The sequence below is a fragment of the Mycobacterium sp. E342 genome (assembly GCF_001667665.1).
GTDB lineage: Bacteria > Actinomycetota > Actinomycetes > Mycobacteriales > Mycobacteriaceae > Mycobacterium.
This window is the reverse complement of the sequence record NZ_LZJM01000284.1, coordinates 130,884-144,105: the sequence shown is the minus strand read 5'-3', so window position 1 is coordinate 144,105 and position 13,222 is coordinate 130,884. Positions and strand designations below refer to the sequence as shown.

At 69.1% G+C, this 13,222-nt stretch carries 12 protein-coding genes; 11 read left to right on the top strand and 1 reads right to left on the bottom strand.

Translation table 11 applies throughout. The features are described 5' to 3' along the window. Nucleotides 1–72 precede the first annotated feature (72 nt). The 11 genes from dop (at nt 73) to A5692_RS22815 (ending at nt 12,200) form a co-directional block, all read left to right on the top strand. Nucleotides 73–1,581 carry a pup deamidase/depupylase gene (gene dop / locus A5692_RS22865; protein WP_067919988.1) on the top strand — a complete coding sequence of 503 codons (1,509 nt, stop codon included), beginning with the start codon at nt 73–75 and terminating at the stop codon, nt 1,579–1,581. 120 nt (nt 1,582–1,701) lie between these two features. Next, a complete protein-coding gene (locus A5692_RS22860; protein WP_068060237.1) occupies nt 1,702–1,896 on the top strand; it encodes a ubiquitin-like protein Pup in 195 nt (64 codons plus the stop codon). Beyond that, nucleotides 1,893–2,771 carry a proteasome subunit beta gene (gene prcB / locus A5692_RS22855; RefSeq protein WP_068060233.1) on the top strand — a complete coding sequence of 293 codons (879 nt, stop codon included), beginning with the start codon at nt 1,893–1,895 and terminating at the stop codon, nt 2,769–2,771. Before A5692_RS22860 ends, prcB begins: the two co-directional genes overlap by 4 nt. Further along, entirely contained in the window at nt 2,768–3,541 is a 774-nt protein-coding gene (gene prcA, locus A5692_RS22850; RefSeq protein ID WP_068060230.1) for a proteasome subunit alpha, read from the top strand. Before prcB ends, prcA begins: the two co-directional genes overlap by 4 nt. Before the next feature lie 182 nt (nt 3,542–3,723). Then, nucleotides 3,724–5,082, top strand: coding sequence for a Pup--protein ligase (gene pafA / locus A5692_RS22845; protein WP_156766228.1), 1,359 nt, complete (start codon nt 3,724–3,726; stop codon nt 5,080–5,082). A gap of 136 nt (nt 5,083–5,218) precedes the next feature. Then, nucleotides 5,219–6,220, top strand: coding sequence for a YafY family protein (locus A5692_RS22840; RefSeq protein ID WP_068060224.1), 1,002 nt, complete (start codon nt 5,219–5,221; stop codon nt 6,218–6,220). Beyond that, on the top strand, nt 6,217–7,188 hold the full coding sequence (locus A5692_RS22835) for a YafY family protein (RefSeq protein WP_068060221.1): 972 nt from the start codon (nt 6,217–6,219) through the stop codon (nt 7,186–7,188). Before A5692_RS22840 ends, A5692_RS22835 begins: the two co-directional genes overlap by 4 nt. A 72-nt stretch (nt 7,189–7,260) precedes the next feature. Continuing rightward, nucleotides 7,261–7,542, top strand: coding sequence for a Sec-independent protein translocase subunit TatA (gene tatA, locus A5692_RS22830; protein ID WP_068060219.1), 282 nt, complete (start codon nt 7,261–7,263; stop codon nt 7,540–7,542). 45 nt (nt 7,543–7,587) lie between these two features. Further along, nucleotides 7,588–8,556 (top strand): twin-arginine translocase subunit TatC, encoded by a 969-nt coding sequence (gene tatC, locus A5692_RS22825; protein ID WP_156766227.1) that lies wholly within the window; start codon nt 7,588–7,590, stop codon nt 8,554–8,556. Nucleotides 8,557–8,572: 16 nt separating this feature from the next. Beyond that, entirely contained in the window at nt 8,573–11,362 is a 2,790-nt protein-coding gene (locus tag A5692_RS22820) for an RNA helicase (protein ID WP_068060377.1), read from the top strand. A gap of 79 nt (nt 11,363–11,441) precedes the next feature. Beyond that, nucleotides 11,442–12,200 carry a DUF4333 domain-containing protein gene (locus A5692_RS22815; protein ID WP_068060217.1) on the top strand — a complete coding sequence of 253 codons (759 nt, stop codon included), beginning with the start codon at nt 11,442–11,444 and terminating at the stop codon, nt 12,198–12,200. A 4-nt stretch (nt 12,201–12,204) separates the two neighbouring features. Here the strand turns inward: A5692_RS22815 and A5692_RS22810 are convergent, their stop codons facing one another. After that, nucleotides 12,205–13,215, bottom strand: coding sequence for a 5'-3' exonuclease (locus tag A5692_RS22810; protein WP_197514541.1), 1,011 nt, complete (start codon nt 13,213–13,215; stop codon nt 12,205–12,207). Nucleotides 13,216–13,222: the final 7 nt, after the last annotated feature.

Here is a 13,222-nt window from a genome sequence, read left to right as displayed (position 1 = left end):
CCTAGCTCGATTGCCCGCCTCCTCAACGCCCCGCCGCGCGGGACGCATCGTCGGCGGGCCTACGCTTAGGACATGCAACGGATTATCGGGACGGAGGTCGAGTACGGCATTTCATCGCCGTCGGACCCGACGGCCAACCCGATCCTCACCTCGACACAGGCGGTCCTGGCCTACGCCGCCGCGGCCGGCATCCAGCGCGCGAAGCGCACCCGCTGGGACTACGAGGTGGAATCACCGCTGCGGGACGCCCGCGGCTTTGATCTGAGTCGTTCGGCCGGCCCGCCACCGGTAGTCGACGCCGACGAGGTCGGCGCCGCCAACATGATCCTCACCAACGGGGCGAGGCTCTACGTCGACCACGCCCACCCCGAATACTCGGCGCCAGAGTGCACCGACCCGCTGGACGCCGTGATCTGGGACAAGGCCGGCGAGCGGGTGATGGAGGCCGCCGCCAGGCACGTCGCCAGCGTGCCCGGGGCCGCCAAGCTGCAGCTGTACAAGAACAACGTCGACGGCAAGGGCGCCTCGTACGGCGCACACGAGAACTACTTGATGTCGCGGCAGACGCCGTTCTCGTCCATCATCGCCGGCCTGACCCCTTTTCTGGTGTCCCGGCAGGTGGTGACCGGCTCCGGGCGGGTCGGCATCGGCCCCTCCGGTGACGAGCCCGGCTTCCAGCTGTCCCAGCGCTCCGACTACATCGAGGTCGAGGTCGGCCTGGAGACCACGCTGAAGCGCGGCATCATCAACACCCGCGACGAACCGCACGCCGACGCCGACCGGTACCGCCGACTGCACGTCATCATCGGCGACGCCAACCTCGCCGAGACGTCGACCTACCTGAAGCTGGGCACCACGGCGCTGGTGCTCGACCTGATCGAAGTCGGCCCGGAGCACGGGATCGACCTGAGCGACCTCGTCCTGGCCCGCCCGGTGCACGCGGTCCACGCGATCAGCCGGGATCCGTCGCTGCGGGTCGCCGTGGCTCTGGCCGACGGCCGGGAACTGACCGGCCTTGCCTTGCAACGGATTTACCTGGACCGGGTGGCGAAGCTGGTCGACAGCCGCGACCCCGATCCCCGCGCGGCCGACATCGTCCAGACCTGGGCGCACGTGCTCGACCAACTCGAGCGCGACCCGATGGAATGCGCCGAGGTGCTCGACTGGCCCGCCAAGCTGCGCCTGCTCGAGGGTTTCCGGCAGCGGGAGAACCTGAGCTGGTCGGCGCCGCGGCTGCACCTCGTCGACCTGCAGTATTCCGATGTTCGGCTGGACAAGGGACTGTACAACCGGCTGGTCGCCCGGGGTTCGATGAAGCGTCTGGTCACCGAACACCAGGTGCTCGAGGCGGTGGACAACCCGCCGACCGACACGCGCGCGTACTTCCGCGGCGAGTGCCTGCGCAGGTTCGGCGCCGACATCGCTGCGGCCAGCTGGGACTCGGTGATCTTCGACCTGGGCGGCGACTCGCTGGTGCGCATTCCGACGCTGGAGCCGCTGCGCGGCAGCAAGGCGCACGTCGGAGCGCTGCTGGACTCGGTGGACAGCGCCGCCGAACTCGTGGAACAACTCACCAGCTAAGCCGGTTAGACCGGGGAACGTCGGGGTTGACCGGTAGGGTAGAGAAATACCAGCGGGCAGTGTGGCTCTCAGGAACCAGGCAAGCCGCTGAACAAGTTCAGATGAAGCAGGAGGCCGGCGATGGCTCAAGAGCAGACCAAGCGTGGCGGTGGTGGTGGCGAAGACGACGACTTCGCCGACAGCACGGCCGCGGGCCAAGAGCGCCGCGAGAAGCTAGCCGAGGACACCGACGATCTGCTCGACGAGATCGACGACGTCCTCGAAGAGAACGCCGAAGACTTCGTCCGGGCATACGTCCAAAAGGGCGGACAGTGACCTGGCCCTTCTCCGATCGCCTGTCCACTAACTCCGCACTCCCGGCAAATCCCGCCGTAGACCTGTCATCCTTTGCTGACTTTTTGCGCCGTCAGGCGCCCGAGCTGCTGCCGGCCGGCCTCGGCGGTGGCGCGCACGCCGAGGGGGCCGGGTCGCAGCTGCCGCACGGCACCACCATCGTCGCCCTGAAATACCCCGGTGGCGTGGTCATTGCCGGGGACCGGCGTTCCACCCAGGGCAACATGATCGCCGGGCGCGACGTGAAAAAGGTGTATGTCACCGACGACTACACCGCCACGGGCATCGCGGGCACCGCGGCCATCGCCGTCGAGTTCGCCCGCCTCTACGCGGTGGAACTCGAGCATTACGAGAAGCTCGAGGGTGTGCCGCTCACGTTTGCCGGGAAGGTGAACCGGCTTGCGATCATGGTGCGCGGCAACCTGGCCGCGGCGATGCAGGGGCTGGTTGCCCTGCCGTTGCTGGCGGGCTATGACATCGACGCGGCCGATCCCGAGGGCGCCGGCCGGATCGTGTCGTTCGACGCCGCCGGCGGCTGGAACCTGGAAGAAGAGGGCTATCAGTCGGTGGGTTCGGGGTCCATCTTCGCCAAGTCGTCCATGAAGAAGTTGTACTCGAGGGTCGTCGACGCCGATTCCGCGGTGCGGGTGGCGGTGGAGGCGCTTTACGACGCCGCCGACGACGACTCGGCCACGGGCGGACCCGACCTGGTTCGCGGTATCTACCCGACGGCGGTCACCATCGGCGCCGAGGGGGCCGCCGAGGTGCCCGAGAGCCGGATCGCCGAATTGGCCCGCGAGGTTATCCAAAGTCGCTCGCGCGCAGACACTTTCGGCCCCGACGGCGGTGAGAAGTGAGCTTCCCGTATTTCATATCGCCCGAGCAGGCGATGCGCGAGCGCAGCGAGCTCGCCCGCAAAGGCATCGCCCGCGGCAAGAGCGTGGTGGCGCTGGTGTACGCCGGTGGTGTGCTCTTCGTGGCGGAGAACCCCTCGCGGTCCCTGCAGAAGATCAGCGAACTGTACGACCGGGTGGGCTTCGCGGCCGCCGGCAAGTTCAACGAGTTCGACAATCTGCGCCGCGGCGGGATCCAGTTCGCCGACACCCGGGGCTACGCCTACGACCGCCGGGACGTCACGGGACGCCAGCTGGCCAACGTCTACGCGCAGACCCTGGGCACCATCTTCACCGAGCAGGCCAAGCCCTACGAGGTCGAATTGTGCGTCGCCGAGGTAGCGCACTACGGCGAGTCGAAACCGCCTGAGCTGTACCGGATCACCTACGACGGGTCGATCGCCGACGAACCGCATTTCGTGGTGATGGGCGGTACCACCGAGCCGATCACCACCGCGCTCAAGGAGTCCTACGCCGAGAACGCCGACCTGCGCGACGCGACGCAGATCGCCGTTAAGGCGTTGCGGGCCGGCAGTGGGGACGGATCCAGCGGGGATCAGCCCTCCCCGGACGTGGGCAGCCTGGAGGTCGCGATCCTCGACGTCAACCGGCCACGACGGGCGTTCCGGCGGATCAACCGGGCCACCCTGGAAAGCTTGTTGCACGAGGGCGATTCGAAACAGCCGGAAACCAACGGCGAAGTGCCCGATTCCAACGGCGACTCCGCGGGCTGAACCGGCCGATTCGGCACACCGGCTGTGTTCGCTGAGGGCGAAACGCTCGGCTTGGCACGACGACGCCGGCGTTGCCGGCAACCCCAGCGTGGTCGCCGAAAGCGGGGCATCGTGAAACTCGTCGGGACCCGTAGGCGCGGCTTCCGCACCGTCCCGGTCCGACAACCAGTACCCTCGATTACGTGCAGCGGCGAATCATGGGCATCGAGACCGAGTTCGGTGTCACCTGCACTTTCCACGGTCACCGTCGCCTATCCCCGGATGAGGTAGCCCGTTACCTCTTTCGGCGCGTCGTGTCCTGGGGGCGCAGCTCCAACGTTTTCCTGCGCAACGGCGCCCGCCTGTATCTCGACGTGGGCAGCCATCCCGAGTACGCGACGGCGGAGTGCGACAGCCTGGTGCAGCTGGTCACGCACGACCGGGCCGGTGAATGGGTGCTCGAGGACCTGCTGATCGACGCCGAGCAGCGGCTCGCCGACGAGGGCATCGGCGGCGACATCTACCTGTTCAAGAACAACACCGATTCGGCGGGCAACTCCTACGGCTGCCACGAGAACTACCTGATCGTGCGGGCCGGTGAGTTCTCCCGGATCTCCGACGTGCTGCTGCCGTTCCTGGTCACCCGCCAGCTCATCTGCGGGGCCGGCAAGGTGCTGCAGACCCCCAAGGCGGCGACGTTCTGCCTGTCCCAACGCGCCGAGCACATCTGGGAGGGCGTCTCCTCGGCGACCACCCGCAGCCGGCCGATCATCAACACCCGAGACGAGCCGCATGCCGACGCCGAGAAGTACCGGCGGTTACACGTGATCGTCGGCGACTCGAACATGTGCGAGACCACCACCATGCTCAAGGTGGGGACGGCCGCACTGGTGCTGGAGATGATCGAGGCCGGCGTTCCCTTCCGCGACTTCTCACTGGACAACCCCATCCGCGCCATCCGCGAGGTCAGCCACGACGTCACCGGACGGCGGCCGGTCCGGCTGGCCGGCGGGCGCCAGGCCAGCGCGCTCGACATCCAGCGCGAGTACTACAGCCGCGCCGTCGAACACCTGCAGACTCGGGAGCCCAACGCCCAGATCGAGCAGGTCGTCGACCTGTGGGGCCGTCAGCTCGACGCCGTCGAGAGCCAGGACTTCGCCAAGGTCGACACCGAGATCGACTGGGTGATCAAGCGCAGGCTGTTCCAGCGCTACCAGGACCGCTACAACATGGAGCTGTCCGACCCGAAGATCGCCCAGCTCGATCTGGCCTACCACGACATCAAGCGGGGGCGGGGCGTGTTCGACCTGCTGCAGCGCAAGGGCCTTGCGGCGCGCGTCACCACCGACGAGGAGATCGCGGAGGCGGTCGACCACCCGCCGCAGACCACCCGCGCCCGGCTGCGCGGCGAGTTCATCAGCGCCGCCCAGGCCGCGGGCCGTGACTTCACCGTCGACTGGGTGCACCTCAAGCTCAACGACCAGGCCCAGCGCACGGTCCTGTGCAAGGACCCCTTCCGCGCAGTCGACGAGCGGGTCAAGCGGCTGATCGCCAGCATGTAGCTCGTCGCCCCCGGCTGCTCCCATCCGTCGCGGGGCGGTGATGCCCACTCACCGGTGACTGATGTGGCGAATGTGAGTCCTGCGACTCGCGAACCGGTGCAGGCGCCGGCGGGGCGGCGGTTATAACCTGGTGCGAATGGCAACCTCGAAAGTCGAGCGGTTGGTCAATCTCGTCATCGCCCTGCTGTCCACCCGCGGGTACATCAGCGCGGAGAAGATCAGGTCCAGCGTGGCCGGCTACGCGGACAGCCCCAGCGCCGAGGCGTTCTCCCGCATGTTCGAGCGCGACAAGAACGAGCTGCGTGATCTGGGCATCCCGCTCGAGGTCGGCAGGGCGTCGGCCTCGGATCCCACCGAGGGCTACCGGATCAACCGCGACGCCTACTCGCTGCCGACGGTCGAGCTCACCGCTGACGAGGCGGCCGCGGTCGCCGTCGCGACACAACTGTGGGAATCCCCTGAACTGGTCACCGCCACCCAGGGAGCTCTGCTCAAGCTGCGCGCCGCCGGGGTGGACGTCGACCCCATGGAGATGGGGGCGCCGGTGGCCATCGCCTCGCCGGCCGGCGTGCCGGGGTTGCGGGGGTCGGAAGAGGTGCTCGGAATCCTGTTGTCGGCCATCGATTCCCGGCAAGCGGTGCAGTTCCCGCACCGGCCGTCGCGCGCCGAGCCGTACAGCATGCGCACCGTCGAGCCGTGGGGCGTCGTCACCCAGAAGGGACGCTGGTATCTGGTGGGCCACGATCGCGACCGCGACGCCACCCGCACGTTCCGGCTCTCACGGATCGGCTCCGAGGTGAGGCCGATCGGTCCGCCCGGGGCGGTCGTCGTGCCCGAGGGTGTGGACCTACGCCAGATCGTGGCCCGCACGATCGCCGAGACCCCGACCGGCGGGCAGGCGCGCGTGTGGGTTGCCGACGGGCGGGCCACCGCGCTGCGGCGCGCCGGAAGGACCACCGGTGCGCGGGAACTGGCCGGCCGCGACGGCGATGTGATCGAAATCGACATCGGGTCCAGCGACCGGCTGGCGCGTGACATCGCCGGCTACGGGGCCGACGCCGTCGTGCTCGAACCGCAGTCACTGCGCGAGGACGTGCTGGCCCGGCTGCGCGCTCATCTGGAGGTGCCGCGCGGATGACACCCGTTTCCACCCGCCTCATCCGGTTGCTCAACATGGTGCCGTACTTCCAGGCCAACCCGCGGGTCACCCGCGCCAAGGCCGCTGCCGACCTCGGCGTGACCGCCAAGCAACTGGAAGAGGACCTCAACCAGCTGTGGATGTGCGGCCTGCCCGGCTACTACCCGGGCGACCTGATCGACTTCCAGTTCTCCGGCGACACCATCGAAGTGACGTTCTCGGCGGGAATCGACCGGCCGCTCAAGCTCACGTCGCCGGAGGCCACCGGCCTGCTGGTGGCCCTGCGGGCGCTCGCCGACATTCCCGGTGTGGTCGACCCCGAAGCCGCGCGCAGTGCGATCGCCAAGATCGAGGCCGCGGCCGGCGCCGTCGGCCATGACGCCACCGGATCGGCCGCAGCGGTCGATCAACAAGCACCGGCGGAGAGTCGCGCCGCGGCCGCGGTGCGCACTGCGGTGCAGGCCGGACACGCGCTGGCCATCGACTATTACTCCGCCTCGCATGACACCCTGACGAGCCGGATCGTCGACCCCATCCGTGTGCTGCTGATCGGCGGACACAGCTACCTGGAGGCCTGGTCGCGCGAGGCCGAAGGGGTTCGGCTGTTCCGCTTCGACCGGATCGTCGACGCCACCGAATTGGAGGAGCCGGCGGCCGCACCCGAACTGGCCGTCCAGGCGCCGCCGGACACGTCGCTGTTCGACGGCGATCCCTCCCTGCCGTCGGCCACGCTCCGGGTCGCACCCTCGGCGTCGTGGATGTTCGAGTACTACCCGATGCGTGAGGTGCGGGAGCTGGCGGACGGATCCTGTGAGGCGGTGATGACCTATGCCTCGGAGGACTGGATGACGCGTCTGGTGCTGGGCTTCGGGTCAGCCGTGCGGGTGCTTGAACCGGAGTCGCTGGCACGACGTGTACGGGATGCCGCGGCGGCAGCGTGTGAGTCCTATCAGGCGCTTGCCCCCTGAGGCCACGGCGCGGGCGGCCCGGTCCATGGCCGCACTGCGGTAGCATCGGGTAGACGTCTGGAGGTAATCAAAGTGGGCAGTCTTAGTCCGTGGCACTGGGCGATCCTCGCGGTGGTGGTGATCCTGCTTTTTGGTGCCAAGAAGCTCCCCGATGCAGCACGTTCGTTGGGCAAGTCGATGCGCATCTTCAAGTCTGAGCTGCGCGAAATGCAGAGCGAGAACAAAGGGGAGCCGTCCGCGTTGGACACGAACAGCGCCCCCTCCGCGGCCAACCCCACTCCCGTGCAGTCGCAGCGGGTGGACGCTCCGGCGGCGGCCCCCGAGCAGGGGCACTCTGAAGCACGCCCGGCTTAGCCCGCCGTCATCGTCGCGGTGCCCGAACGCCACTGAACGAGCGTCGTGAAAGGTTTCAAGGTTTCAGCGCGCACTGCCGGCGTGCTGAGGCGCCTCAATCCGCGTAACAGGCGCAGCCGCACCAACCCCGACGCGACGATGTCGCTCGTCGACCACCTGACCGAGCTGCGAACCCGGCTGCTGCTGTCGTTGGCCGCCATCCTGGTCACCACGATTTTCGGGTTCGTCTGGTACTCGCATTCGATCTTCGGGCTGGAAAGCCTGGGCGAGTGGCTGCGCCACCCCTACTGTTCGCTGCCGCAATCCGCACGCGCCAGCATCAGCGCCGACGGTCAATGCCGACTGCTGGCCACGGCGCCGTTCGACCAGTTCATGTTGCGGCTCAAGGTCGGGCTGACCGCCGGGGTCGTGCTGGCGTGTCCGGTGTGGTTCTACGAGCTGTGGGCCTTCATCACGCCGGGCCTGTACCAGAAGGAGCGCCGCTTCGCGGTCGGATTCGTGGTCCCCGCGGCGGTGCTGTTCGTCGCCGGTGCGGTGCTGGCCTATTTCGTGCTGTCCAAGGCGTTGAGCTTCCTGCTGACCGTCGGCAGCGACGTGCAGGTGACCGCGCTGTCCGGCGACCGGTACTTCGGCTTCCTGATCAACCTGCTGGTGGTCTTCGGGGTCAGCTTCGAATTCCCGTTGCTGATCGTCATGCTCAACATGACCGGTGTGCTGCCGTATGGGCGCCTCAAATCCTGGCGGCGTGGCCTGATCTTCGCGATGTTCGTGTTCGCCGCCGTTTTCACACCCGGCTCCGACCCGTTTTCGATGACCGCCCTGGGCGTGGCGCTGTCGGTGCTGCTCGAGTTCGCCATCCAGATCGCCCGCCTGCACGACCGGCGGAAGGCCAAGCGCGAAGCCCAGACCGCGATCCCCGACGACGAGGCATCGGTCATCGAGCCGCCGACGTCCATCGAGCAGTCGGTCCCGGAGCCGTCGTACACCGCCGGCCAGCATGACGATGTCACCTGAACCGTTCCCGCAGGACGTGGCGGAGCTCGTCGAGCTGACCCGGTTCACCGCGGACTTGCCGTTCGCGCTGGACGGCTTCCAGCGGCGGGCGTGCGCGGCGCTGGAACGAGGGCACGGCGTGCTGGTGTGCGCGCCGACCGGCGCCGGTAAGACCGTGGTGGGCGAATTCGCCGTGCACCTCGCGCTGGCCGCGGGCGGGAAGTGCTTCTACACCACGCCGCTCAAGGCGCTGAGCAACCAGAAGCACACCGACCTGACCGCACGCTACGGCCGCGACCGGATCGGCCTGCTGACCGGCGACATGTCGGTGAACGCCGACGCGCCCGTGGTGGTGATGACCACCGAGGTGCTGCGCAACATGCTCTACGCCGATTCGCCCGCGCTGCAAGGGCTTTCCTACGTGGTGATGGACGAGGTGCATTTCCTGGCCGACCGGATGCGCGGCCCGGTATGGGAGGAAGTGATCCTGCACCTGCCCGACGACGTGCGGGTGGTCAGTCTGTCGGCGACGGTGAGCAACGCCGAGGAATTCGGGGGCTGGATCCAGACCGTGCGGGGCGATACGACCGTGGTGGTCGACGAGCACCGGCCCGTTCCGCTGTGGCAGCACGTGCTGGTGGGGAAGCGGCTCTTCGACCTGTTCGACTACCGGAACGCGGAAGCCGGCGAGCAGCCGGGCGCCGGACGTGAGGCGCGGGTCAATCCCGAGCTGGCGCGCCACATCGCGCACCGCCGGGAGGCGGACCGGATGTCGGACTGGCGTGGTCCCCGCCGGGAGGCGGGAAGGCATGGTGGCGGCCGCGGCGCACCCGGCCGGCCGCGCTTCTACCGGCCGCCCGGGCGGGCCGACGTGATCGCCACGCTGGACTCCGAGGGGCTGCTGCCCGCGATCACGTTCGTGTTCTCCCGCGCCGGCTGCGACGCCGCCGTCCAGCAGTGCCTGCGCTCGCCGCTCCGCCTGACCACCGAGGAGGAACGGGCCCAGATCGCCGAGGTGATCGACCACCGGTGCGGCGATCTCGCCGACGCCGACTTGGCGGTGCTCGGCTACTACGAGTGGCGGGAAGGGCTGCTGCGCGGGCTGGCGGCCCACCACGCCGGAATGTTGCCGGTGTTCCGGCACACCGTCGAGGAACTGTTCACGGCAGGGCTGGTGAAGGCCGTGTTCGCCACCGAGACCCTGGCGCTCGGCATCAACATGCCCGCCCGGACGGTGGTGCTCGAGCGGCTGGTGAAGTTCAACGGCGAGCAACACATGCCGCTGACCCCGGGGGAGTACACGCAGCTGACCGGGCGTGCCGGCAGGCGCGGCATCGACGTCGAGGGCCACGCGGTGGTGCTGTGGAATCCCGCCGAAGAGACCACCGAGCCGGCCGCGGTCGCCGGCCTGGCCTCGACTCGCACCTTCCCGCTGCGCAGCTCGTTCGCCCCGTCGTACAACATGACGATCAACCTGGTGCAGCAGATGGGTCCCGAGCAGGCGCACCGGCTGCTGGAGCAGTCGTTCGCCCAATATCAGGCCGACCGCTCGGTCGTCGGCCTGGTCCGCGGCATCGAGCGCGGCACCGGCATGCTCGCCGAGATCGCCGGCGAGCTGGGCGGTCCGCAGTCGCCCATTCTCGACTACGCCCGGCTGCGGGCGCGCATCTCCGAGCTGGAGCGCGCGCAGTCCCGTGCATCGCGGCTGCACCGGCGCCAGGCGGCCAGCGATGCGCTGGCCGCACTGCGGCGCGGCGACATCATCAACATCACCCAAGGCCGGCGCGGCGGGCTGGCGGTGGTGCTGGAATCGGCCCGCGACGGCGAGGACCCGCGCCCTTTGGTGCTCACCGAAAACCGTTGGGCAGGGCGGATTTCGACGGCCGACTACCCGGCGGCGTCGGCTCCGGTCGGCTCGATGCCGTTGCCCAAGCGGGTCGAGCACCGCCAGCCGCGGGTCCGGCGCGATTTGGCGTCGGCGCTGCGGTCGGCGGCCGCCGGGCTGGCGCTTCCGTCCCGGCGCCGCGGCGGCCGCGGCGACCACGACGGCGCGTTTCAAGACCCGGAGCTGACGTCGTTGCGCGACGAGCTGCGTCGGCACCCGTCGCACAACAGCCCCGGCCTCGAGGCGCAGGTCCGGCAGGCCGAGCGCTACCTGCGCATCGAACGCGACAACGCGCAACTGGAGAAAAAGGTTGCCGCAGCGACGAATTCGCTGGCGCGCACGTTCGACCGCATCGTCGGGCTGCTCACCGAGCGGGGATTCATCCAAGGCCCGGACACCGATCCCCACGTCACCGATGACGGCCGGCTGCTGGCCCGCATCTACAGCGAGAGCGACCTCCTGGTTGCCGAATGCCTGCGCACCGGCGCGTGGGCTGACCTGAAGCCGCCCGAGTTGGCCGCGGTGGTCTCGGCGGTGCTGTACGAAACCCGGGGCGGTGAGGGCCCACGGGCGGCGTTCGGCGCCGAAGCGCCCACCCAGCGGGTGCGGCAGGCGCTGCAGCAAACGTCGCGGCTGTCGTATGCGCTGCGCTCCGACGAGCAGACGCACCGGATCACGCTCAGCCGGGAACCCGACGACGGGTTCGTCAACGTCATCTATCGGTGGGCCAAGACCGGGGACCTGGCGGCGGCGCTGGCGGCCGTCGACCCGGTCGGCACCGGCTCGCCCCTGCTGGCGGGGGATTTCGTGCGCTGGTGTCGCCAGGTGCTCGACCTGTTGGACCAGGTCCGCAACGCCGCCCCGGACGCCGAGTTGCGAGCCACCGCCAAGCGCGCCATCAATGACGTTCGGCGCGGCGTCGTCGCTGTTGACGCCGGGTAGGCTGAGCCGGAGCTACCGTAGATCCGGAAATCACAACGCCGATAGTTCATGCCAAGACACAAGGGGCTGAGGAGAGACGATGAGCGGACCGCAAGGACCGGAACAGCAGTGGCAACCGCCGGGCCAGGGTAGCGATCAGTCCTCCGAGCCGACCCAGGCCGGTTCGCCCTGGCAGCAGCAGCCGGGCCAGGAGGCGACGTGGCAGGCCCCGGCCTACACGCCCCCCGCCGAGTACCCCCAGTACCAACAGCCGACCGAGCAGGCGTACCCGCAGCAATACCCGCAGCAGCCCGGCTACGGTCAGCCCGGGCAGTACGCGCAGCCGGGCCAGTACCCGCAGCCCGGTCAATACGGCCAGCCGGGCCAGTACGGTCAGCCCGGGCAGTACGGTCAGCCCGGGCAGTACGCGCAGCCCGGCCAGTATGGCCAGCCGGGCCAGTATGGGCAGCCGGGCCAGTACCCGCAGCAGTACCCGCCCTACGACCAGCAGCCGGCCAAGAAGCGGTCGACGGCGGTGATCCTGGGCGTGGGCGGCGTGATCGCCTTCCTGCTCATCGCGGTCGTCCTGGTGCTGGGCTTCTGGCAGCCCGGTTTCTTCGTGACCACCAAGCTGGACGTGAACAAGGCGCAGGCCGGTGTGCAGCAGGTGCTGTCGGATGAGACCAACGGCTATGGCGCCAAGAACGTCCAAAACGTCAAGTGCAACCACGGCCAGAATCCGACCGTCAAGAAGGGCGCGACGTTCGACTGCGACGTCAGCATCGACGGCGCCCCCAAGCACGTGACGGTGACTTTCCAGGACAACAAGGGCACCTACGAGGTGGGCCGGCCGCAGTAGCCGGTTACTCCGGCAGCGCGTCGAGCGCCTTTTGCAGCCGGGCGATCGAGGAGCCGACGCCCAATGTGGTCGCCAGCTTGGCGGTGCGCTGCGGGTCGTCGGCCGCCAGCGGGAGCGCGTCGGTTGCGGTCGAAAAGCTGACGGGCGCGTCGGTGGCCACCCGCACCACCTGTCCGGCGGCCTCGATGTAGTCGTTGGCGCCCAGCAGTTTCGAGCGCAGACCCTTGGCCATCTTCGATTTCGGGTCGCGGGCGGCCGCCAGGATCCGTTCGAGCGACTCGTGCTGGGCCAGCAGGGTCGCCGCGGTCTTTTCGCCGACGCCCGGCACGCCGGGCAGGCCGTCGGACGGGTCGCCGCGCATCAGCGCGAACTCGGCGTAGGCGGGCCCGGCACGGTGCTGCGGCACGCCGTAGTGGTCGGCGACCTCCGCGGGCCCGAACAGGGTGGCTTTGCTCAGCCCGCGGCCCAGGTACAACACCCGGACCGGGACCGGGTCGTCGGCCACCACCTGCAGCAGGTCGCGGTCCCCGCTGACCACGACCACCGGGTCACGACGTTCGCGGGCGGCCAGCGTGCCCAGCACATCGTCGGCCTCGAAACCTTCGGCGCCCGCGGTCGGGATGCCGAAGGCGTCCAGCAACTCCATGATCATGTCGATCTGCGGCGTGAGGTCGTCGGGGACCTCTTCGATGTCCGGTTCGCCGGCCGGCTCCGCCTCCGCGACGCGATGCGCCTTGTAGGACGGGACCAGGTCCACCCGGAACTGCGGCCGCCAATCCAGGTCCAGGCACACCACCAGTCGGCCGGGGCGTTGCTGGTTGATCACCACGGCCATCGAATCGATGAATCCCCGCACGGCGTTGACGGGCCGGCCGTCGGGCGCGGTGATCGAGGAGGGCACCCCGAAATACGACCGGAACCACATGCTGGCCCCGTCGAGCAGCACTAGCGGCGATCGCGAGCGCGGCGAAGCCGGGCGCTGCGCGTCGCCGCTAGTACCTGAGGGTCTGGTCATGCCCGGT

Bases quoted from the DNA above. Each gene is read 5' to 3' on its own strand.
- dop (WP_067919988.1), top strand. From the start codon at position 73: ATGCAACGGATTATCGGGACGGAGGTCGAGTACGGCATTTCATCGCCG.
- A5692_RS22860 (WP_068060237.1), top strand. From the start codon at position 1,702: ATGGCTCAAGAGCAGACCAAGCGTGGCGGTGGTGGTGGCGAAGACGAC.
- A5692_RS22840 (WP_068060224.1), top strand. From the start codon at position 5,219: ATGGCAACCTCGAAAGTCGAGCGGTTGGTCAATCTCGTCATCGCCCTG.
- A5692_RS22835 (WP_068060221.1), top strand. From the start codon at position 6,217: ATGACACCCGTTTCCACCCGCCTCATCCGGTTGCTCAACATGGTGCCG.
- A5692_RS22815 (WP_068060217.1), top strand. From the start codon at position 11,442: ATGAGCGGACCGCAAGGACCGGAACAGCAGTGGCAACCGCCGGGCCAG.
- A5692_RS22810 (WP_197514541.1), bottom strand. From the start codon at position 13,215: ATGACCAGACCCTCAGGTACTAGCGGCGACGCGCAGCGCCCGGCTTCG.